Genomic DNA, 21,228 nt, shown 5'->3' on the forward strand with positions numbered 1-21,228 from the left:
CCGAACAAACTTTCGAATTAAGTCTGGTTCAGAGGACGCCTGTGGTCAACCGGATCTGGCCATCGTTATCCTCCCGGTACGCGCGTGCCGGATGGTGGAACGACGCGGGGCGCCGCGCCATGGGGAGGCTGCTGTCCACGCTTTCCACATAGGCGCCTGCCGCTCTGGCCGGGGCTTCCGGCGGCCCCTAGGATCACTGCATGAGTACATTCCAGGGCATCCCAGCAGGGGCATTCGCGTTCTATGCCGAACTTGAGGACAACAACAACCGTGAGTGGTGGCTGGAGCACAAGGACAGCTACAACACCCTGGTGCGGGATCCGGTCACGGCCCTGCTGGCTGAACTGGAGCCGCGGTTCGGGCCGGGCAAGATCTTCCGGCCCAACCGGGACATCAGGTTCGCCCAAGACAAATCGCCCTACAAGACTGCCCAGGGAGCGTTCGCGTCGTCCCAGGAAGGCGTGGGATATTACGTCCAGGTGAGCGCCGACGGGCTGCTGGTGGGCGGCGGCTGCCACACCAGTACGCCGGCCCAGCTGGCCCGCTTCCGGAACTCCGTGGATGCCTCCGGGACCGGCGAATCGCTGCGGCACATCGTGGAGACCGTGGCTGCCGCGGGCTTTGCCGTGGAGGGCGAAAAACTCAAGACCGTGCCGCGCGGTTTCGACAAGGACCATCCCCGGGCGGAGCTGCTGAAGCACAAGTCGCTGTCCGCCGGCATCGAACTGGGCCAGCCGGAGTGGCTGGATTCACCGGCGGCGGTGCAGGAAATCGAGGCGCTGTGGGACAAGCTGCGGCCCTTGGTGGACTGGGTGGGCCGGCATGCCGCCCCGTGACGCCGGACTTCCTGTAGATGGGAAGGCTCCCTATACGTGGGATAATTGGGGGCATGGAAGCTAATCCCGCAGGGGCCCGCACACTGGAGCGCGGACTCAGCCTGCTCGACCACGTCGCTGCGGGCGCCCACCGGCTCGAGGACATCACCCAGGCCTCGGGGCTAAGCCGCTCGGCGACCCACCGCATGCTGACCACACTGGTGGCAGGCAGGTATCTCAGCCAGCAGCCGGACCACAGTTATCACCTGGGCATCAAACTGCTGGAGCTCGGCACGAAGGCAGAGGCAAAGATCAGCCTCCCCGACACCGTGCAGACCATCCTCGCCGGGATCGCCAGGACCACGCAGGACACCACGCACCTGGGCATCCTCAGCGGCGACGATGTCCTGTACCTGGCCAAGGCACGCGGCCATCGCGGCATTGAAATGGCGTCCCGTCCCGGGGCACGGTTGCGGGCGCAGAACACCGCCATGGGCAAGGCCCTGCTGGCGGCCCAGTATGGAAATGACGAGGCCGTCCGCGCCTTCGATACCGCGGCGATCGCCACACCCCGCTCCATTCAGGATGTTGCCGCCTTCCGGACGGTGCTGGACCAGGCCAGGGCCGACGGCTTCGCGCTGGATGACCAGGAGAACGAACTCGGCATCACCTGCGTCGCCATCGCCATCCCGGACCTGCTCGGCAAGGTCGCGGCCGCTGTCTCCATCTCAGCCCCCAGCGTTCACATGACGCCGGAACGGATCGAATCACTCGTGGCGCTGCTCCAGGACGTGCAGCCTGAGCTCAGCCGCTGCCTGCCGCCAGGATTTGAAAGGGCCTGGATCTAGCCCACACGCCGATTCAGGCCTTTCCGCCGGTCCCTTTACGGGATCAGTTCCGGCTACGGGATCAGTTCCGGCTAGGGTTCAACCCCGGCTCAGCGTGCCACCGGTTCCGTGGCGTCCAGCATGGCCAGCTCGTGCCGGCGCGGCATGCCTTCCCAGTCGCCGGGCACCAGGCAGGCAAAGGCTCCCGTGCGGACTGCCGTCAGCAGCCGCTGCTGCACCGCGGCCCCGGCCAGCAGGTCCGAGATATAGCCGGCCACAAAGGCGTCGCCGGCCCCCACGGTGTCGATGGCGTTGACGCGGACGGCGTCCTGCACGTATTCCACTCCGTCGATCACGGCGGCACAGCCTGCGGCTCCCCGCTTGATGACCGCCTGGCTCGGCCCGAGGGCGGCGACCCGGCGGGCAAGCTCCAGGGAGTCATCGGACTTTCCTACCGCGATGGCGGCTTCGTCGTCCCCGGCGAACACGATGTCCGCCTGGGCAATGAAGTTCCGGAAAACGTCAACGGCTTCGTCGGCGGACCACAGCGCGGCGCGGTAGTTGAGGTCGAACGAGACCAGGACGCCTGCTTCACGGGCAACGTCCAGCGCATGTTGCGCCGCCCGGGCTGCCTCCGGCGACAGCGCGGGCGTGATGCCCGTGAGGTGCAGCAGCCGGGCGTTGGCAATCCGCTCGGCCGGGATGTCCTCCGGGGACAGCCGGGAGCCCGCGCTGCCGGCCCGGTAGTACCAGACCTTGAGCTGGTCCATGGTGCGCCGCTCTTTGATCATGAGGCCGGTGGGTGCCGACTCGTCCCGCAGCGGGTCAACCACGATCCCCTCGGCGGCGAGCTCACGCAGGACGAGTTCACCGAGGCTGTCGTTGCCGACGCGTCCAACCCATGTCACCGACGTGCCCAGGCGCCGCAGCGCGATGGCAAAGTTGCTCTCGGAGCCGCCCATGCCCAGGCTGAGCGAGGACACCTGGGCCAGCGGGCCGGGCGTCTCGGCCTTCATCAGGCCCATCGTTTCGCCGAGGGTCACGACGTCGGTGAAGGTCACCGGGCACCCCTCGCCTGGACGGCGTCCGCCACCAGGGAACTGAGCTGCCGGGCACGGGCGGTGAGGGCGGCGAGGTCGCCGCCGGAGAACGCATCACGGAGCAGGGGTCCGCCCAGGCTGACGGCAAGCGCCCCTGCGGCGATCCAGTCAGCGGCGTCATCGATGCCGATGCCGCCGGACGGAATGACCCGCATGTCCGGGAAGGGCCCGCGAAGCTGCCCAATGTAGCCGGGGCCGACGGTGGAGGCGGGGAACAGCTTCACGGCCGTAGCCCCCGCCTGCATGCCGGTCAGCAGTTCGGTGGGCGTCAGCCCGCCGGGGAACACCGGAACGCCGGCGGCAACCGCAGCGCGGATCACGTCCGTCACCATGGCGGGCGTCACCAGGTAGTCCGCACCGCCGTCGAGCGCCTGCGTAGCCTGGTCACCGGAGGTGACGGTGCCGACGCCGATTTCCGCGTCGGCGCCGAACTGCCGTTTGATGTCCGGCAGGAAGTCGAACACGCCGTCGGTGCTGAGGGTCAGTTCGATGGACCTGACGCCGCCCCTGACCAGGGCGTCGATGACCGGGGCGTATTCCCGGGCATGCCGGGCGCGGAGGACTGCCACCACAGGGTTCTCCTGCAGGATGGCGGAAACGGGAGGGCTCTGGAGATCGCTCATCGGGCCAGCCACCCGCCGTCGACCGGCAGTAGGACGCCGTGGATGTAGTCCGCAGCTGGGGAGGCCAGGAACACCACGGCGCCGGCCAGGTCACCGCCGGTGCCCCAGCGTGCCGCCGGGATCCGGACTGAAATCTGTTCATGGCGCTGGGCGTCTGCCAGCAGCGCCTCGTTCATGTCAGTGGCGATATAGCCCGGCGCAACCGCATTGACGTTCACGCCGCGGGGTGCCCATTCGTTGCACAACGCCTTGGTCAGCTGCGCCACGGCACCCTTCGACGCGGCGTGGGCCAGAACCCGCAGGCCGCCCTGGAACGTGAGGAGGGAGGCCATGTTGATGATCTTCCCGCCACCGCGTTCCACCATCGGGGTGCCGAACCCCTGGCACAGCTGGAAGACGGCGCGGGTGTTGATGGCCATAACGCGGTCAAAGTCGGACAGCGGGAACTCGGTCGCGTCGTGCCGGATCTGGGTTCCTGCGTTGTTGACCAGGATGTCGATCTGGTGTCCCGCGAGGGTTTCCGCTGTGGCGGCGGCGACGGACTCTTCGCTGGCCAGGTCCACGTGGACCGCGGCGGCGCTGACGCCTGCCTTTTCCGCAGCGGCTGCCAGTTCGGGGGCCAAGGGGCCGCGCTGGAGTGCCACAACGCTGGCGCCGGCGTTGACCAGCCCGAGGGCAATGCCCAGGCCGATCCCGCGGGAGGCGCCGGTCACGGCTGCGGTTTTGCCGCTGAGGTCAAACGACGATTTCTCTGCTGTGTGGTTCATGAACTTTCCTGGGTTTTCGCGGCGGGCGCCGCGGCTGGACTGACAAAGACTTTGAGGACGCGTCCGGACGCCATCGCCTGGTCAAAGACCTGGCGGGTGTCCTCCAGGGCGAACACCTGGGTGGGAATGCGGTCCAGCCCCAGTTCACGGCTTTCGATGAGTTCCACCGCGCGCTCCACGGCCGCCCTGGTGTAGACCCGGACGCCTACCACGGTGTTCTCGGCGAACGTCAGGGCTTCGAGGTCCAGTTCGACGGGCTTTTTGTAGACGCCTACGAGGACGATGGTGCCGCGCACACGGACAGCCCGGGGCAGCATCGCGGCGACCGAGGGGTGGGCGGCCGAGTCGAAGACGATGTCCGCGCCGTCCCCGCCGGTGACGGCAAGATTGGCCTTCGGGGTCCAGGACCGCCGACTTACTGCGAACAACATCGTTCTCAGCCACAGTTCACCATTTCTCTTTGGCGCCAAAGCAAATTTCCTATTATCGGGACAACATCCCAAAAACTCCAAGCACGACTATATAGGCCTTATCGGCCAGATCACAAAGGCGGGTTAAACAGCAGAGGCACCCTGCCACCAAAGGGGTGGACGGGTGCCTCTGCCTTGTTTGCAGGCCTGGTGGCCGCTGGCTTACGTGCGGGTGAGTGCCTCGTCGTCGACTGCTGCATCGCTGCCGGAAAGGCGGGCGTCCGCGCCGGATTCCGTGGCGGATTGCGTGTCGTCCACGGCGGACTTGGCCTCGGCGAACTTTTCGTTCAGGCGGGAGTGCCGCTGGCCGTAGGCGAAGTAGATCACAACGCCGATGACCAGCCAGCCGGCGAAGAAGATCCACGTCTCCACGGCGAGGTTCGTCATCAGGTACAGGCACAGGACGGCGGAAACCACTGGGAGGACTTTGCCGAACGGGACGCGGAAGGACGGCTTCAGGTCCGGGCGCTTTTTACGCAGCACCAGGATGCCCAGGCTCACCACAACAAACGCCGACAGCGTGCCGATGTTAATCATTTCTTCCAGAAGGTCAACGTTGGTCAGGCCGGCCACAAGTGCTACGGCGGCGCCGCAGATGATCTGGAGGCGGACCGGCGTCGAACGCTTTTCGCTGGTCTTGGACAGCGCGCGGGGCAGCAGTCCGTCGCGGCTCATGGCCAGCACCACGCGGGACAGCCCCATGAGCAGCACCATGATGACCGTGGTGAGGCCGATCAGGGATCCGAAGGCGATGACCTTGGCCGCGGTGGTGTTGCCTACGGCCTCGAACGCGGTGGTGAGGGTGGGGGTCTCGGCCGCCGCGAGGTCCGTGTAGGACACCATGCCGGTGAGCGCGAGGGACACCAGGATGTAGAGCAGCGTCACCACGGCCAGGCCGCCGAAGATGCCGCGCGGCAGGGTCTTCTGCGGGTTCTTGACTTCCTCCGCGGACGTGGCCACGACGTCAAAGCCGATGAAGGCGAAGAACACCAGGGCCGCGCCGGCGAAGATGCCCAGGGTGCCGTACTGGGCGGGCGCGGCGCCGGTGAGGAAGCCGAAGAACGACTGCTTCAGGACGTCCGCGCTACCACCGGCAGTGGGTTCCGCGGCGGGCACGAACGGCGTGTAGTTTTCGAACTTCACGTACGTGAAGCCCACGACGATCACAAACAGCACCACGGCGATCTTGATCATGGTGAAGACGTTGCCCACGCGGGCGGAGAGCTTGGTGCCGAGCACCAGGAGCACGGTGAAGACGGCAACGATCAGGAAGGCGCCCCAGTAGAGGTCCACGCCGCCGAGCGACAGCGCCGGCGGTACGTCGGCCCCCATCAGCGCAAACACCTTGCTGAGGTAGATGCCCCAGTACTTGGCGATCACGGCCGCGGCGGTGAACAGTTCCAGGATCAGGTTCCAGCCGATGATCCATGCCAGCAGTTCGCCCATGGTGGCGTACGTAAAGACGTAAGCTGATCCGGCGACCGGGATGGCGGTGGCGAACTCGGCGTAGCACATGATGGCCAGGGCACACGTCACGGCGGCAATGGCGAAGGACAACGTCACGGCGGGGCCGGAGAAGTTGGCCGCGGCCTTGGCGCCCACCGAGAAGATGCCGGCGCCGACAGCGACGGCGACACCCATGATCATCAGGTCCCAGCTGCTGAGCGACCGCGTGAGCTTGCGTCCGGGTTCATCGGCGTCGGCAATGGACTGCTCGATGGATTTGGTCCGGAGAAGGTTCATAAGGAGATCCACAATCCTGATAGGGGATGGAAACAGACTTATCAACTTTACTGTCCATCCACAGGACGGTTCCAGCCGTCCCGCATCGTGAGACGCCCCAGATGCCGAAGTTAATTGCGGAAAACACCTTGGGGCCCTCCTTCTGGAGGGCCCCAAGGCTAAAGCATCGAACCGACTAGACGGGCCAGTCCATCAGCTTTGACCGGATCAGGAACCGCTTGCCTTCCGGCGCCTCAACCGAGAACCCACTCCCCCGGCCCTGGACCACGTCCACGGTCAGATGGGTGTGGCTCCAGTAGTTGAACTGCTCCTTCGACATCCAGAACTCGACGGGCTGCGGCTCCAGGCCGTCGGCGATGTCGAACAGCCCTAGGAGGACGTCCGCTTCCGCGGTGATGAATTCCCCGGCCGGGTAACACATAGGCGAGGACCCGTCGCAGCAGCCGCCGGACTGGTGGAACATGAGGGGCCCGTGCTGGCCCCACAGCTTCCTGAGCAGTCCCAGGGCCTCGGCCGTGAGCGCCACGCGGGAGATGTCCTCCCCGGGCAGCGTCACCGCCGCGTCAAGCCTCGCCTCCATCATCAGTACCTGATGACGACGCGGCCGTCGATCTTGGCGTGTTTCATCTCGTCAAGAACGGCGTTGACCTCGGAGAGCTCCCGGGTGGACACCGTGGGATGGATCTTGCCCTCGGCGTAGAACTCGAGTGCTTCCTCCAGGTCCTGCCGGGTCCCCACGATCGAGCCGCGGACGGTCAGGCCCTTGAGCACAATCTCGAAGATCGGTGCCGGGAAGTCGCCCGGCGGCAAGCCGTTGAACACAATCGTCCCGCCCCTGCGTGCCATGCCGATCGCCTGGCCAAAAGCAGACGGGTGTACTGCGGTGACAAGCACTCCATGGCAACCTCCGGTTTCGCGTTGGATAACTTCGACGGGATCCTCGTGCAGCGCGTTGACGGTAAGCTCCGCACCGTGCTTCTTGGCCAGGGCGAGTTTGTCGTCCGCGATATCCACCGCGGCTACCCGCAGGCCCATGGCCACGGCGTACTGGACGGCAATGTGCCCGAGTCCGCCGATGCCGGAAATGGTGACCCACTGTCCGGGCTTGGCTTCGGTCATCTTCAGGCCCTTGTAGACCGTGACGCCGGCGCAAAGCACCGGGGCGATTTCAACGGGGTCCGAGCCCGCCGGGATGCGTGCGGCAAAGCGGGCGTCCACGAGCATGTACTCCCCGAAGGAACCGTCCACGCTGTAGCCGGCGTTCTTCTGTACTTCGCACAGTGTCTCCCAGCCGGTGCGGCAGTACTGGCAGTCGCCGCAGGCGGACCAGAGCCAGGCGTTGCCGACGAGGTCGCCGACAGCAAGGTCGGTTACACCTTCACCCAAGGCAACAACTTCGCCCACGCCTTCGTGGCCGGGGATGAACGGCGGTGTCGGCTTGACGGGCCAGTCGCCCTCCGCCGCGTGGAGGTCTGTGTGGCAGACGCCGGTGGTGATGACCTTGACCAGCGCCTCGCCCCGGCCCGGGGTGGGAATGGGGAGGGTCTGGATCTGAAGATCCTTGCCGAATTCGGTTACTACTGCTGCTTGCATTGTCGTCGTCATTGGCGAAATCCTTGCGTAGATAAAGCGGTGGTGCGGTGAAGGTGGCGCTGCCTTCCTGAGGGGTGGCCAGGATGGTGCAGGCAGGGACGGATCAGTGCTGACCCGCCCCCGCCCGGGCTAAAGGCGGAGTGGGGCGCGAGGGCCCCGTCGTGGCGACGGAGTCGACACCACGGGAGCGCCCCAATCCCTTAGAAGAAGCCGAGCTTGTTCTCGTTATAGCTGACCAGCAGGTTCTTGGTCTGCTGGTAGTGGTCCAGCATCATGGAGTGGTTTTCACGTCCGATGCCGGAGGACTTGTACCCGCCGAACGCGGCGCCGGCCGGGTAGGCGTGGTAGTTGTTGACCCAGACGCGGCCGGCCTGGATCTCGCGGCCCGCACGGTAAGCGACGTTGCCGTTACGCGACCAGACGCCGGCGCCAAGCCCGTAGAGGGTGTCGTTGGCGATTTCCATCGCGTCGTTGTAGTCGCTGAACCGGGCGACAGACACAACAGGTCCGAAGATCTCCTCCTGGAAGATCCGCATCTTGTTGTGGCCTTCGAAGACGGTGGGCTGGACGTAGTAGCCGCCGGCCAGGTCGCCTTCCAGCTCGGCGCGGGCGCCGCCGGTAAGCACCTTGGCGCCTTCCTGCTTGCCGATGTCGATGTAGGAAAGGATCTTTTCCAGCTGGTCGTTGGAGGCCTGGGCGCCGAGCTGGGTTTCGGTGTCCAGCGGGTTGCCCTGGATGATTTTCTCCACCCGGGCCACCGCGTCAGCCATGAAGGAATCGTAGATGTCTTCCTGGACCAGGGCGCGTGACGGGCAGGTGCAGACCTCGCCCTGGTTGAAGGCGAAGAGCGCGAAGCCCTCCTGCGCCTTGTCATAGAACGCGTCGTCGGACTCGGCAACATCGTTGAAGAAGATGTTCGGGCTCTTGCCGCCGAGCTCCAGGGTGACCGGAATCAGGTTCTGGCTGGCGTACTGGCTGATGAGGCGCCCGGTGGACGTCTCGCCGGTGAAGGCGATCTTGCGGATCCGCGGGCTGGACGCAAGCGGCTTGCCTGCCTCGACGCCAAAGCCGTTGACCACGTTGAGGACACCGGCGGGCAGCAGGTCACCGATGAGTTCCATCAGGACCAGAATGGACGACGGCGTCTGCTCGGCGGGCTTGAGGACCACGGCGTTGCCGGCGGCCAGGGCCGGGGCGAGCTTCCAGACGGCCATCAGGATGGGGAAGTTCCACGGGATGATCTGGCCCACGACGCCGAGGGGCTCGTGGTAGTGGTAGGCCGTGGTGTCGTCGTCGAGCTGGGAAAGCCGGCCTTCCTGGGCGCGGACGGCCGAGGCGAAGTAGCGGAAGTGGTCTGCGGCGAGCGGAATGTCCGCGTTCAGGGTCTCCCGGATGGGCTTGCCGTTGTCCCAGGATTCGGCGACGGCGAGCATCTCGAGGTTCTCGTCGATGCGGTCGGCGATCTTGTTCAGGACCGCGGCGCGCTCGGCGACGGAGGTCTTGCCCCAGGACGGTGCGATCTTGTGGGCGGCGTCCAGTGCCAGTTCAATGTCCTCGGCGGTGCCGCGGGCCACTTCGCAGAAGACTTTGCCGGTGACGGGTGTGATGTTCTCGAAGTACTGGCCCTTGACGGGGGCAACCCACTCGCCGCCGATCCAGTTCTCGTAGCGGTCCTTGAACGTGACCTTTGAACCCTCGGTACCGGGCTGTGCGTAAACAGTCATTGCTAGCTCCTTTGCTGTGCATGAAAGGCGGCGCCTGATGATGGCGTCCGCCGTTGGTCCCAGCGTAGGAGTGTGAAGGTTGCAGTCAGGTTGCGCGGGTGTGAGCCAGGTCACGGCTGGTCTCATCAGAGGGCGGGGTCAGGCGCTGAGTTCAGCTTCCAGCCGCTCAAGGTCCGCGACGACGGCGGCCCGCTTGGGTGAGCGCGGCGGCAGCAGCTTCAGGGCGGCAGTCCGGACGTCGACGTCGTCCTTTGCCTCCGGGAGGGCGGCGTACTTGAGCAGCGTCTCGGCACTGCCGTCCGTCAGGACCGCTTCGCGCATGAGCGAGGAGACCCTGTCGCGGAGGTCGATGATGCCCGGCGCTTCGGAGCGCGGCAGCACCGCCCCACGGTAGATTTCCAGGGCAATGCGGTGGGCGCCGCGCTGCAGGCAGTTCAGCACCTGTCCGCTGTCCGGGACCAGGTCCATGGTGAGTTTGTACGGCCGGGATTCGGGCACGGCGGCCGGGTTGAGCTGCTGCAGGATCTTGCGCAGCCGGACCATTTCCGCACGGAGCGTCATGGTGGGGCCGTCGCCCGGGTAGAGCAGGACACTGAGCTCCTCGGCGCTCAGCCCGTCCGAGTGGGTGCTGAGCAGGGCGAGAATTTCACTGTGCCGGGCGGACAGCGCCACCGTTTTGCCTTCGATGCTGAGCAACGCCTGGTCACGGCCCAGAAGCTGCAGGCTGTTGCGGTACAGGCTGCCTTCCTTCGCGCCGCCGGCTCCCCCGGCCCGCGCGGAATCCGACCTGGCCGCCGAAGTGGCGTTCCGCCGTCGGGCCGGCCGGCTGGCAAGGGTCGCCGCCAGCTGCAGCCGCTCAACACGAAGCTGCGCCTGGGCGGCAGCGACGGTCGCCTCGACGAGCGACAGGGTGTGGGGCGCCACCGCGGTGGCCTTGCCCGTGATGTCCACAACGCCCAGCAGCGCGCCGGAATCCGGATCATGGAACGGGACGGCCGTGCAGCTCCATGCGTGCACGGACCGCTGGTAATGCTCCGCCCCGGAAATCTGGATGCCGCGGCCCAAGGCCAGGGCAGTTCCCGGCGCGCTGGTCCCCACTGTGGCCTCTGACCAGTCGGCACCGGGCACGAACATCATGCCTTCGGCACGGCGCTGCAGGGCGGGATCCCCTTCCACCCAGAGCAGCCGGCCCACCTCATCACCCACGGCAACGAGCAGGCCGCTGTCGTGGCTGGGCTGAACCAGGAGCTTGTGGATCACGGGCATGATGCTGGCCAGCGGGTGCTGCCGCCGGTATTCCTCGAGCTCGTCAGTGTCCAGGGCGAGGGGCGCTTCGGGGTTGTCAGGGTTGGCCTTCAATTTGGCGGACCGCTGCCAGGATTCCCGAATCAGCCGGCGCAGCCCGGGGATTTCCTGGGTGCCCGGAAACGCTTGGGCGTCGAGCTGCTCGTGGGCTGCCAGGGCATGACGCTGTGCCAGCGCAGTCGCTTCGCCGCCGGACGCCGGCGGCAGGATCAGGTTCCTCATCGAACTCCCCTCGGTCCTGCAAGTCTAATGGCCGCCGGCGCGAACCCTCCAGCGGCAGTCCTCCAGCCAGCTCTCCTGCGTCAGGCGGGGCGTGCGTCAGGCGCGGGAGATGCTGATCATTTCCTCGCGCGGGACTACTTTGATGCGTTCACGCACGACGGCGGCGGTTCCGTCGGTGCCGGGCCCGTCTTCCGTCCACGCGGCGCCGAGGGCTGCTTCGTGCGCGTCCAGCTTGATCCAGCCCTCCCACGTGGTGAACTCGATGCCGCGCTCGTGCAGGAGATCGATGATGGCCTGCGGATCCGGGTTCTGGGCGGGTGGCAGCGTGAGCCGGTCCTCCAGCAGGAAGCCGATGGTTTCCAGGGCGTCACCCTTGGTGTGCCCGATCAAGCCGACCGGCCCGCGCTTGATCCAGCCGGTGGCGTAGATTCCTGGGACGGGGTTGCCGTCGGCGTCGAGCACGCGGCCGCCCTCGTTCGGGATCACTCCGCGTTTGGCGTTGTATTCCAGCTCGTCCAGTGGCGAGCCGTGGTAGCCGATGGCGCGGTACACGGCCTGGACGGGGTAGTCCACATACTCGCCCGTGCCCTTGACGTTGCCGGTGCCGTCCAGTTCCATGCGCTCAAACTTGATGCCGGCCACCTGGCCGGACCCCCCGTCGTCGGGGTTTCCGTAGACCTCCACCGGGCTGTGCAGGAAGTGCAGGTGCAGGCGGCGGGAGGACGGCTCTTCCGCTTCGGCGTGTTCCTCCACGAGCCAGTTGGTCAGCGTGTTCACCATGGTCTTGATCTGGTTGTTGCTGCGGATGGCGTCGTCGGAGGCTTCGTCGAATTCGAAGTCCTCCGGGTACAGGACAATGTCCACGTCCTTCATGTGGCTCAGCTCGCGCAGCTCCAGCGGCGTGAACTTGACCTGCGCCGGGCCGCGGCGGCCGAACACGTGGACGTCAGTGACGGGCGAGTTCTTCAGGCCCTGGTAGACGTTGTCCGGGATCTCGGTGGTGAGGAGTTCGTCGGCGTGCTTGACCAGCATCCGGGCCACGTCCAGCGCCACGTTCCCGTTGCCGATCACCGCGATTTCCTTGGCATCCAGCGGCCACTCCCGGGACACGTCCGGGTGGCCGTCGTACCAGGACACAAAGTCGGCGCCGCCGAATGATCCGGCGAGGTCGATGCCCGGGATATCCAGGTCCGCGTCCTTGATGGCGCCGGTGGAGAAGATGACGGCGTCGTAGAAGGCCCGGAAGTCATGGAGTGTGAGGTCGCGGCCGTAGGTGACGTTGCCCAGGAATCGGATGTCGCCCCGGTCCAGGACCTTGTGCAGCGCGTTCACAATCCCCTTGATGCGCGGATGGTCAGGCGCCACACCGTAGCGGATCAGGCCGTACGGGGCGGGGTAGGCCTCGAAAAGGTCGATGCTGACCTCAAAATCGCCGTCCTTGACGCCGTTGGACTTGGTCAGGATGTCCGCCGCATAAACACCGGCCGGTCCCGCACCCACAATGGCAACACGGAGTGGACGCTTGGAGGTGGTTTCGCCTGGGTTGGACAACGGGAGCCCTTCTGGAAGGAGGATTTCGCGCCGAAGGCGCTTAGTGCAGTGCGCAGTGCGGCTGCGCACAATGTCCCCATTCTAAATGTGTTGCAGCGGCACCACGTCGCCTTCCCGGTAAAGCAGGGCCCGGAGCTCGGCCTCCGCGGAGTCCAGACGTTTGGGGTCGATGGTCTCCCCCGCGGCAAAATGGTCCAGCAGCCGGGGGTCAACATAGCTCTTACGGGCGATGGACGGCGTGTTGCCCAGCACCGCGGCAGCTTCCAGCATGGCCACGCTGATGGCGCCCTTCCGCGCCGCGACAGTCTTCTGCGGGCCGCTGCGCGCCAGGCTGACGGCGGCCGCCACGGTCCCGCGCAGCGTCCGGAAGTCCTTGGCAGTGAAGTCCAGGCCCGTGCGCTCCTTGACGTAGGCGTTGATGTCCGCGCTGGTGACCGGCCGCCAGGTCCGGCCGTCCTTGAACGCCAGCAGCCTGGCATTCCCACCGCGGCGCTTGAGCGTCCGCACCAGGGCGGCGAGGTCGGCGTCGTGGATTTCCGATTCCCAGTCCTTGCCGCTCTTGGCCGGAAACTTCAGCTCCAGGCACTCCTTGCGGACATGGACATGCGCACACAGGAGCGTAGCCAGGCCGTGGCTGCCGTTCTCGTTGGTGTAGCGCTCAGATCCCACCCGCAGGGACCCGCTGTCCAGCATCCGGAAAGCCGCCGCCAGGACGCGTTCGCGGCTGGAACCGTCGCTGCGCAGGTCCAGGGTGACCAACCGGCGCGCGGTGGGCAGCGACTCGGCCAGCTGCAGGGCGCGGTCGAACTTCACCCGGTCCTTCCGCTCGCGCCAGGCGGGGTGGTAGATGTACTGCCGCCGGCCCACCGCATCGAGGCCGGTCGCCTGGATGTGCCCGTTGTCGAAGGGCGCAATCCAGACGTCGGTCCAGGCCGGCGGGATGCCGATGCTTTCCAGCCGGTCCCGGACAGGCCCCGGCGGCAGCGTGGAGCCGTCCAGGTCCCGGTAGCTGAACCCCGTCCCGGCGGGCACGCGACGGTAGCCGCGGCCGTTCGCGTTGCTGCGGCGGAGCCTCACGGGACGGCAACCTGGGCGTTCATCGGTTCCATAAAGCAAAGCGTACTGACTATTGACTGGAATACGAGTCCAACAACTGGTGTTATTGGTTAGGTGCCTACGCCCGCTGAAACGAACTCCTTGCCCAAGACCGCCGTGACCGCGCCCGCAGGTCCCAAGGCTGTAGACAAGGAGACGACGGCGGGAATCCTGTTCGGCTTCGGCGCGTACGGGTTGTGGGGACTACTCCCCCTGTACTTCTTCGCGCTGATGCCCGCCAGTGCGGTGGAGATCGTGGCCAACCGCGTCGTGTGGTCGCTGCTCTTCTGCATCCTCCTGATCACGGTCACCCGGTCCTGGCGTGCGCTGGCCGCAGCGTTCCATGACCGTTCGGTGTTCGGCACCCTCGCCATCGCGGCCGCACTCATTGCCGTGAACTGGCTGACCTATACCTACGGCGTCACTACCGGCCAGGCCGTCGAAGCCGCACTGGGCTACTTCATCAATCCCCTGGTCTCGGTCCTCCTGGGTGTGTTCGTCCTCAAGGAGAAGCTGCGCCCCCTCCAGTGGGCCGCCGTCGGAATCGGTTTTGTAGCGGTGGGCGTGCTCACGGTGAGCTACGGCAAACTGCCCTGGATCGCCCTGACGCTGGCCGTCAGCTTTGGCCTGTACGGGTTCGTGAAGAAGCGCGTTGGCCCGAAGGTGGACGCGGTGACCAGCCTCAGCGTGGAGACCATTGTGCTGGCCCCGATCGCCGCGGCCACCATGGTGTTCCTGGGCATCAGCGGCTCGGCCACCCTGGCCACTCAGGGCCCCGGGCACTTCTGGCTCCTGGTGGCCTCCGGCGTGATCACCGCGGTGCCGCTGCTGTTCTTCGGCGCATCGGCCCGCCGGCTGCCCATGACCACCATCGGGCTGCTGCAGTACGTTGCCCCGCTCCTGCAGTTCATCGTGGCGCTTGTGGTGTTCCAGGAAGCCATGACCGCCAGCCGCTGGATCGGCTTCGGTGTGGTGTGGCTGGCCCTGCTGGTGCTGACCGTCGATATGCTGCGGATGGCAGGCAAGAACTCGATGGCAAGGAAGCTGGCCCGCTCCGCTTAGGACAGGCGCGAACGTACACTTGTGGCCCCACCCCGAAGCGTTCGCGCCGTTGCGAGGGGGCGCTGACTCTATGCGGACGGGTGCTAGGCGTTGGCCTTGATGGCCGCTGCCAGGATGTCCAGGCCGTCGTTCAGCAGGTCGTCGGTGATGACCAGCGGGGGCAGCAGGCGGATGACATTGCCGTAGGTGCCGCAGGTGAGGATGATGACACCCTCCTTGAGGCAGGCAGCGGCCACGGCTTTGGTCAGTTCCGGGTTGGGTTCCTTGGAGCCGGCCTGGACCAGTTCGACTGCCAGCATGGCGCCGCGGCCGCGGATGTCGCCGATCACGGCGCTTCCGGAGGCGGCCAGTTCGGCCTGCAGTTCCTGCAGGCGTCCCGTGGCGAGCTGCTCTATGTGGCGCGCACGTCCGGCGAGGTTGTATTCCTCCATGGACCCGATCGCGGCAAGCGCGGCGGCGCACGCCACCGGGTTACCGCCGTAGGTGCCGCCCAGGCCGCCCGGGTGGACGGCGTCGAGCAGGTCCGCGCGGCCGGTGATCGCGGACAGCGGCATGCCGCCGGCGATGCCCTTGGCCATGGTGATGATGTCCGGGACAACGCCCTCGTGGTCCACCGCGAACCATTCGCCGGTACGGCAGAAACCGGACTGGACCTCGTCGGCGATGAACACGACGCCGTTGGCTTTGGCCCAAGCGGCCAGTGCCGGGAGGAAGCCCTCGGCGGGGACAATGAAGCCGCCCTCGCCCTGGATGGGTTCGATGATGATCGCGGCCACCTGGTCGCCGCCGATCTGCTTCTCGATCATGGTGATGGCGCGCTTGGCGGCCTCGGCACCGGTGATCGAGGGGTTCTCCTCGCGGTACGGGTAGCTCATGGGCATGCGGTAGACCTCGGGCGCGAACGGGCCGAAGTTGGTCTTGTACGGCATGGCCTTCGCGGTCAGCGCCATGGTCAGGTTGGTGCGGCCGTGGTAGGCGTGGTCAAAGGCGACGACGGCGTCACGTCCGGTGGCGAGGCGGGCTACCTTGACGGCGTTCTCCACAGCCTCGGCGCCGGAGTTGAACAGCACGGTCCGCTTCTCGTGATTGCCCGGGGTCAGGCGGTTGAGCTGCTCGGCGAGGGCCACGTAGCTTTCGTACGGGGTGACCATAAAGCAAGTGTGGGTGAAGTGCTCCACGGCTTCCTTCACGGCCCCGACGACGGCGGGATCGGACGCGCCGACGCTGGTCACCGCGATGCCCGAGCCGAGGTCAATGAAGGAGTTGCCGTCGACGTCGTGGATGATGCCGCCGTCGGCGTCCGCAACGTAGACCGGAACGGCGGAGGCGACACCAGCGGCGACCACTGCCTTGCGGCGCTCGGTCAGGGCGATGGACTTGGGGCCCGGGAAGTCGGCCTGGACACGGCGCTTCTGTTCCAGGCGGAAGGTGATTTCACTTGCTGTGGTGCTCATGGGAGTCTTCTTTCTTACTGAACGGGCCCACGCCGGCAGGGTTCCCTTGCCGAAGCGAAGCGAGGTTAGGGCGCCGGTGGGGACTATGCGTCGAGTGCGCTCATGACGTGCTTGATGCGGGTGTAGTCCTCGACGCCGTACATGGAGAGGTCCTTGCCGTAGCCGGACTGCTTGAAGCCGCCATGGGGCATTTCGGCGGTGAGGAGGATGTGCGTGTTGATCCAGACCGCGCCGAAGTCCAGGTCGCGGCTCATCCGCATCGCCGTGCCGTGGTCGGATGTCCAGACGCTGGACGCGAGGGCGTATTCGACGTCGTTCGCCAGTTCGAGGGCTTCCGCCTCGGAGGAGAACTTCTGCACGGTGATGACCGGGCCGAAGGTTTCCTTCTGGACGATGTCATCCGTCTGCTTGGCGCCGGTGACGATGGTGGGTTCGAAGAAGAAGCCCTTGTCGCCGGCGCGGTGCCCGCCCGTGACAACCTGGCAGTTCTCCGGGAGGTGCTCCACTACGGAGGTGACGGCGTTGAAGTGGTTCACGTTGTTCAGCGGGCCGAAGTAGTTGTCTTCGTCGTTCTGCGAGCCGGTGTGCAGGGTCTTGGTGTGTTCCACCATGGCCGCCACGACGTCGTCGTGGACCGAGTCTTCCACCAGCACCCGGGTGATGGCGGTGCAGTCCTGGCCGGCGTTGAAGAAGGCGAACTCGGCGATGGCCGCGGCGCTCTTTTTGATGTCGGCGTCCTTGAATACGATGGCCGGGGCCTTGCCGCCGAGCTCCAGGTGGGCGCGCTTGAGGCCCTTCGCAGCTCCGGAGGCCACGGCGATGCCGGCCCGGACGGAACCCGTGATGGAGACCAGGCCGGGGACCCGGTGTTCCACCATCATGGCGCCGGTTTCGCCGGTTCCCAGAACTACGTTCAACACGCCGGCAGGCAGGATGTCGCCGGCCAGGCGGGCCAGCACGAGGGTGGATTCGGGGGTGGTGTCGGACGGCTTGAGGACGACTGTGTTGCCGGCCGCGAGAGCAGGGCCGATCTTCCAGATGGCCATCAGGAACGGGTAGTTCCAGGGCGCAACCTGGGCCACCACACCGATGGGTTCGCGGCGCACATAGGAAGTGTGGCCTTCGAAGTACTCGCCCGCTGACTTTCCTTCCAGGATGCGCGCGGCACCGGCGAAGAAGCGGAGCTGGTCGGCGCCGGCGGCAACTTCCTCGGAGGCAATGAGGCTGCGCACCTGCCCGGTGTTGCGGTGCTGCGCCTCGACAAGTTCGTCGCTGTTGGCTTCAACAGCGTCCGCGAGCTTGAGCAGCATCAGCTGGCGCTGCCCGGGGGTGACGTGCTTCCAGGTCTTGAAAGCATCCTTGGCCGCGGTCATGGCGGCGTCGACGTCGGCCTGGATGGAGACGGGAGACTGCGCCACTACCTCGCCGTTCGTGGGATTAACGATGTCCAGCAGGGCAGTGCCCGCAGGCGTAACGAACTCACCGTTGATGAAGTTCTGCAAGGTTTGAACCACGGTGTACAACCTCTTTCATAGGGAACATCAGCTGCGAAGCGGATGGTTGCGACTGCCTTGAGCCTATGCCAGCACCTTCCCCCGGGGAATAGCCACCTGCACACCCTTGGCCGCAATGTTTAGTGCGGTTGACCAGCGTCCGTCTATCCTTGAGCCATGGCCATTTCCCTCGCCACCCTGCTCGGCGTGCACTCCCTCCACCTGTCCAATGCAGGCCTTGCCGAGACCACTTGGCACGAGGACATCAACTGGGTTGCCGTTACGGAGCTGGAGGACCCGCAGCGTTTCCTCAGCGGCGGCGAGCTGGTGCTCACCACCGGCATGCGCCTGCGGTCCGCGCCCGAGCAGCGGCGCTTCGTCCGGCAGGTCCAGCGCGCCGGAGCCGTGGGCATCGGGTTCGGGACAGGTCTGACGCACGACGCCGTCCCGCCGGCCCTGATTGCCGAGGCCAACCGCTGGGGGCTGCCGATCGTCCAGGTGCCTTACGAGACTCCGTTCATTGCCATCGGCAAACTGGTGGCGGAAGCGCAGGCCGCTGATCATGTCGCCAAGCTGGAGCGCCTGATCGCGGGCCACCAGATCCTGGCCCGCGCCCTCCTCACCGGCGGCGGCCTCACCCAGCTCCTGAAGCACCTGGGCGGGATGTTGCGGACTGAGATTGCCCTCACCCAGTTCACCGCACACCTGTACAACAGCAGCACCGAGCTCCCCTCCGCTGACACGTGGGCCTCCTACCCCATCCCCACCGGCCGCCGCGATGCCTGCACGCTGTGGGTCCGCGAGACCTTCGAGGATTCGGGCATCATCGGCTACGCACAGAACCTGATCAGCGTGGAGCTTAACAACATGGTCAAGCAACGCCAGGCCCAGCGCGCCCTGTGCGGCCAGGTGCTGGAGGACGTCATCCACGGCGCCCTGGAGACCAGCGAGGCCCAGCGGCGTCTTGCCGGTGTGGGCCTGAACAGCACACGGAAAAACGTGGTGCTGCTGGCGGTATCCGCCGCCCATCACAAGGCCCTGGTGAGCACCTCTGTCCCGCAGCCGCTCGAGAACGCGGTGGCCGCCGTCGTCGGGAAGGACCTGGTGGTGGTAATTAACGACGACGGCGGCGCGGCACCTGCGCTGGCCAGGCGCCTCAGCGACCACCTGGCTGAGGCCGGGATCCACGCGACAATCGGGATCGGCGGCGCGTACACCAAGCCCAACGGCCTGCGCTGGAGCTACTTTGAGGCGCGCGATGCTGCGAGCCACGGCCTGCCGGTGAACGAGCCGGAACGCCTGAGCCTGACGTCACTGTTGCTGGCCAGCGAAGACGTTCCCCTGGCCGACATGGCCCACGAATCGCTGAACCCGCTACGAGCCTTCGACGCCGCCCACGGCGCGGAACTCGTGACCACCCTGGAAAGCTACCTGAACAACAACGGTTCCGTGGCCGCCGTCGCCGAAGCCCTGACCCTGCACCGGAACACCGTGCGGTACCGGCTGGCGCAGATCACCGAACTCACCGGCTACGATCCTTCGGTCACGGCGGACCGTGTCCAGCTGTGGCTGGCTCTCGCCGTGTCTCGGCTCGGAGCGCGGCAGGCCAGGTAGCCCCGCTCCCCTAAATGACAGTCCCGCGGAGGATCTTCCGGGACTTCTTGCGTTCCTTCCGGTACTCAACTTCGGCGTCAGCCGCCAGCTGCACCTGCCGGGTATGGAGCGTGACGTAGGCCGACGCGACGGCCTCGGGCAGGTCCGGCGCCGCCGCCAGCTTGGCCAGCAGGTCCCTGGCCACCACGCTGTCATGGAAATCTCCGAGGACCTGCTGCTGGCGGTGCGCGGCCTTGGCGATCTTCGCAGCGCGCTTCCCGTGCACCGGCCCTGCGGACTCCCCCACGTGCCGCAGCCGTTTAGCTTCCTTACGCACGTCGTGAAGGGCGGTCTCGTGGTCCGCTCCCCGGCGTGCACGTTTGGCCGTCCTCGCTGCGCGCTGCAGGCGTTTGGCGGCCTTGGCCACTAGCTTGCCCACTGCCTTACGGGCGGGGGCTGCACCCTCGCGCCGGACCGGCGGGTGGTCACGGAAGGCTTCCAGGTCATCCAGGAGCCGGAAGTACCGTTCGGAAAGCAGTCCCTTCTGGAGTTTCCGGTAGGCGTTGTTCAATCTGTTGCCGAGTTCATCGTCCAGCCGGTCCTTCACTGCCGAGGCCAGCCCGGGCGGCAGGTCGGCCGCGTGTCCGCGCAGCCGGTCCAGCATGACTTCGGCGTCACGCGGTTTTCCCAGCACGCCGCCGAGCCACTTCAGCTCGTCCCGAAGGCGCCGCACGGCCACGGCACTGTAGAGCCGTCGGTAGGCCGCGAGTGCGGAACGGGTTCGGCGGGTTGCTGACCGCAGGGCGTGCACAGCCTCGGGTTCCTCCAGGCGGACGCCGGGATCGTGCGCCAGGATCTCGCGGATCTGCTCAGCCAGGTAGGCGGTCAGGAGGTCCGACACAGGCCCCTTTTTGCCAGGACTTTTTGGGCCGGCAGCGGCACCGGACTCCCTGGCAGGCAGTGCCAGGACTTTTGCCAGCTTGGAGCCGTGCTTGGCAGGGCGCGCCCCGGCAGCGGCCAGGATTTCCGCCGCGGCCGGGAACAGGTCAGGACTCCCATGCACCAGCTCGAGTTCCCATTCGCGCCACTCCCGTGTCCGGGCACTGCGGTCGGGGGCGGCTACCCCGTCGGGCGCGGCCACGCCGTTCGCAGCGCCGTCGGCAGCGCCGTCGCCCGCAGCGGCGTCGCCGGCGCGGTCGGGCGTCGCCACGTCGGCGGCGCCCAGCAGCTCTGCGCTCACGCGGTCATCCGCCAGGTCCGCCAGGTGGACGCCGTCCTCGCCATATAACGCATAGGTGGTGCGCCGGGTTTTCAGCCGGACCACCGGGGCGGCGTCCTCGCCGCGGAGGTAGGCCAGCACGTGCGCCAACAGGCTGTCGGGAACGACGCCGGGCTGGCCCAGCGGGGCGTGCAGCTCGCGGCGCCGCCGGGGTTCCGAGCCGGCGCCGCCGGACCCGTCACCGGCCCCGTCCCCGGGGTGGGGGCCCTCCGCGGTCAGCTTCAGGTGCCAGCCGGCGTCGACTCCGCCGGTGCGGCGGCGAAGGGTGATGTCGCGGGCGGCGAGCGTATGACTTGTCGTATCGAAGTACACAGCTTCCAGGATGTCCACGTGGGGTTCCCCCACCCGGGCTACCCCGGGGATGTCCGCGAGCGACGGCACCTCGGCGTCCTGACCGACGTCGTACTTCTTTTCGACCTCAACTGCCTGCGGAGCCATGACCGGCCGTCCTTCCACGTTGATGGGCGCCAGATCCAGCTGGGCGGGTTCTCGAGAGCCCGGGGCCGAACTCC

Annotated in this window: 18 protein-coding genes; 4 read left to right on the plus strand and 14 right to left on the minus strand. The window is 66.8% G+C overall.

Annotated elements, in window-relative coordinates:
* Nucleotides 1–200: 200 nt before the first annotated feature.
* Nucleotides 201–836, plus strand: coding sequence for a DUF2461 domain-containing protein (locus NG701_RS18750; protein WP_252569752.1), 636 nt, complete (start codon nucleotides 201–203; stop codon nucleotides 834–836).
* A gap of 53 nt (nucleotides 837–889) precedes the next feature.
* Nucleotides 890–1,663 (plus strand): IclR family transcriptional regulator, encoded by a 774-nt coding sequence (locus NG701_RS18755; RefSeq protein ID WP_252569755.1) that lies wholly within the window; start codon nucleotides 890–892, stop codon nucleotides 1,661–1,663.
* 89 nt (nucleotides 1,664–1,752) lie between these two features.
* On the opposite strand, the gene NG701_RS18760 is transcribed toward NG701_RS18755, so the two are convergent.
* The 11 genes from NG701_RS18760 to NG701_RS18810 form a co-directional block, all read right to left on the minus strand.
* Nucleotides 1,753–2,703, minus strand: a complete 951-nt coding sequence (locus NG701_RS18760) for a sugar kinase (protein ID WP_252569757.1) — start codon at nucleotides 2,701–2,703, stop codon at nucleotides 1,753–1,755.
* Nucleotides 2,700–3,365, minus strand: coding sequence for a bifunctional 4-hydroxy-2-oxoglutarate aldolase/2-dehydro-3-deoxy-phosphogluconate aldolase (locus tag NG701_RS18765; RefSeq protein ID WP_252569760.1), 666 nt, complete (start codon nucleotides 3,363–3,365; stop codon nucleotides 2,700–2,702). The genes NG701_RS18760 and NG701_RS18765 overlap by 4 nt, the downstream gene beginning before the upstream one ends.
* Nucleotides 3,362–4,132: an SDR family oxidoreductase gene (locus tag NG701_RS18770; protein ID WP_252569763.1), complete on the minus strand. Its 771-nt coding sequence runs from the start codon at nucleotides 4,130–4,132 to the stop codon at nucleotides 3,362–3,364. Before NG701_RS18770 ends, NG701_RS18765 begins: the two co-directional genes overlap by 4 nt.
* Nucleotides 4,129–4,563 carry a zinc-binding dehydrogenase gene (locus tag NG701_RS18775; protein WP_252569766.1) on the minus strand — a complete coding sequence of 145 codons (435 nt, stop codon included), beginning with the start codon at nucleotides 4,561–4,563 and terminating at the stop codon, nucleotides 4,129–4,131. The genes NG701_RS18770 and NG701_RS18775 overlap by 4 nt, the downstream gene beginning before the upstream one ends.
* 201 nt (nucleotides 4,564–4,764) lie before the next feature.
* Nucleotides 4,765–6,345, minus strand: a complete 1,581-nt coding sequence (locus NG701_RS18780) for an APC family permease (RefSeq protein ID WP_252569770.1) — start codon at nucleotides 6,343–6,345, stop codon at nucleotides 4,765–4,767.
* A gap of 175 nt (nucleotides 6,346–6,520) precedes the next feature.
* Complete coding sequence (locus NG701_RS18785; RefSeq protein ID WP_252569772.1) at nucleotides 6,521–6,928, minus strand: DUF779 domain-containing protein; 408 nt, start codon at nucleotides 6,926–6,928, stop codon at nucleotides 6,521–6,523.
* Nucleotides 6,928–7,950, minus strand: a complete 1,023-nt coding sequence (adhP, locus tag NG701_RS18790; protein WP_252569775.1) for an alcohol dehydrogenase AdhP — start codon at nucleotides 7,948–7,950, stop codon at nucleotides 6,928–6,930. Before adhP ends, NG701_RS18785 begins: the two co-directional genes overlap by 1 nt.
* Before the next feature lie 188 nt (nucleotides 7,951–8,138).
* Nucleotides 8,139–9,662: an acetaldehyde dehydrogenase ExaC gene (exaC, locus tag NG701_RS18795; protein WP_252569778.1), complete on the minus strand. Its 1,524-nt coding sequence runs from the start codon at nucleotides 9,660–9,662 to the stop codon at nucleotides 8,139–8,141.
* A 138-nt stretch (nucleotides 9,663–9,800) separates the two neighbouring features.
* The gene (locus NG701_RS18800) at nucleotides 9,801–11,189 is read right to left on the minus strand and encodes a GAF domain-containing protein (protein WP_252569781.1); all 1,389 of its coding nucleotides are present in this window, start codon (nucleotides 11,187–11,189) and stop codon (nucleotides 9,801–9,803) included.
* A gap of 96 nt (nucleotides 11,190–11,285) precedes the next feature.
* Nucleotides 11,286–12,740, minus strand: coding sequence for an FAD-dependent oxidoreductase (locus NG701_RS18805; protein ID WP_252569784.1), 1,455 nt, complete (start codon nucleotides 12,738–12,740; stop codon nucleotides 11,286–11,288).
* A gap of 81 nt (nucleotides 12,741–12,821) precedes the next feature.
* A complete protein-coding gene (locus NG701_RS18810; RefSeq protein WP_252569785.1) occupies nucleotides 12,822–13,817 on the minus strand; it encodes a DNA topoisomerase IB in 996 nt (331 codons plus the stop codon).
* A 93-nt stretch (nucleotides 13,818–13,910) separates the two neighbouring features.
* Here NG701_RS18810 and rarD point away from each other — a divergent pair, with 93 nt between their 5' ends.
* Nucleotides 13,911–14,897 (plus strand): EamA family transporter RarD, encoded by a 987-nt coding sequence (gene rarD / locus NG701_RS18815; protein ID WP_374208714.1) that lies wholly within the window; start codon nucleotides 13,911–13,913, stop codon nucleotides 14,895–14,897.
* An 83-nt stretch (nucleotides 14,898–14,980) separates the two neighbouring features.
* Here the strand turns inward: rarD and gabT are convergent, their stop codons facing one another.
* Together gabT and NG701_RS18825 are read right to left on the minus strand one after the other, a co-directional pair.
* A complete protein-coding gene (gabT, locus tag NG701_RS18820; RefSeq protein WP_252569788.1) occupies nucleotides 14,981–16,351 on the minus strand; it encodes a 4-aminobutyrate--2-oxoglutarate transaminase in 1,371 nt (456 codons plus the stop codon).
* A gap of 83 nt (nucleotides 16,352–16,434) precedes the next feature.
* Nucleotides 16,435–17,865 (minus strand): gamma-aminobutyraldehyde dehydrogenase, encoded by a 1,431-nt coding sequence (locus tag NG701_RS18825; RefSeq protein ID WP_252569790.1) that lies wholly within the window; start codon nucleotides 17,863–17,865, stop codon nucleotides 16,435–16,437.
* 156 nt (nucleotides 17,866–18,021) lie between these two features.
* Here NG701_RS18825 and NG701_RS18830 point away from each other — a divergent pair, with 156 nt between their 5' ends.
* Nucleotides 18,022–19,458, plus strand: coding sequence for a PucR family transcriptional regulator (locus tag NG701_RS18830; RefSeq protein WP_252569792.1), 1,437 nt, complete (start codon nucleotides 18,022–18,024; stop codon nucleotides 19,456–19,458).
* A gap of 10 nt (nucleotides 19,459–19,468) precedes the next feature.
* On the opposite strand, the gene NG701_RS18835 is transcribed toward NG701_RS18830, so the two are convergent.
* On the minus strand, nucleotides 19,469–21,154 hold the full coding sequence (locus NG701_RS18835; protein ID WP_252569795.1) for a CYTH and CHAD domain-containing protein: 1,686 nt from the start codon (nucleotides 21,152–21,154) through the stop codon (nucleotides 19,469–19,471).
* Nucleotides 21,155–21,228 lie beyond the last annotated feature (74 nt).

Source organism: Pseudarthrobacter cellobiosi (assembly GCF_023913815.1).
GTDB classification, from domain to species: Bacteria; Actinomycetota; Actinomycetes; order Actinomycetales; family Micrococcaceae; genus Arthrobacter; species Arthrobacter cellobiosi.

Coding starts and splice junctions, on each gene's coding strand:
- NG701_RS18755 (WP_252569755.1), top strand. CDS start 890: ATGGAAGCTAATCCCGCAGGGGCCCGCACACTGGAGCGCGGACTCAGC.
- NG701_RS18780 (WP_252569770.1), bottom strand. CDS start 6,345: ATGAACCTTCTCCGGACCAAATCCATCGAGCAGTCCATTGCCGACGCC.
- NG701_RS18765 (WP_252569760.1), bottom strand. CDS start 3,365: ATGAGCGATCTCCAGAGCCCTCCCGTTTCCGCCATCCTGCAGGAGAAC.
- gabT (WP_252569788.1), bottom strand. CDS start 16,351: ATGAGCACCACAGCAAGTGAAATCACCTTCCGCCTGGAACAGAAGCGC.
- adhP (WP_252569775.1), bottom strand. CDS start 7,950: ATGACGACGACAATGCAAGCAGCAGTAGTAACCGAATTCGGCAAGGAT.
- NG701_RS18750 (WP_252569752.1), top strand. CDS start 201: ATGAGTACATTCCAGGGCATCCCAGCAGGGGCATTCGCGTTCTATGCC.
- NG701_RS18785 (WP_252569772.1), bottom strand. CDS start 6,928: ATGATGGAGGCGAGGCTTGACGCGGCGGTGACGCTGCCCGGGGAGGAC.
- NG701_RS18800 (WP_252569781.1), bottom strand. CDS start 11,189: ATGAGGAACCTGATCCTGCCGCCGGCGTCCGGCGGCGAAGCGACTGCG.
- NG701_RS18775 (WP_252569766.1), bottom strand. CDS start 4,563: ATGTTGTTCGCAGTAAGTCGGCGGTCCTGGACCCCGAAGGCCAATCTT.
- exaC (WP_252569778.1), bottom strand. CDS start 9,662: ATGACTGTTTACGCACAGCCCGGTACCGAGGGTTCAAAGGTCACGTTC.
- NG701_RS18770 (WP_252569763.1), bottom strand. CDS start 4,132: ATGAACCACACAGCAGAGAAATCGTCGTTTGACCTCAGCGGCAAAACC.
- NG701_RS18830 (WP_252569792.1), top strand. CDS start 18,022: ATGGCCATTTCCCTCGCCACCCTGCTCGGCGTGCACTCCCTCCACCTG.
- NG701_RS18835 (WP_252569795.1), bottom strand. CDS start 21,154: ATGGCTCCGCAGGCAGTTGAGGTCGAAAAGAAGTACGACGTCGGTCAG.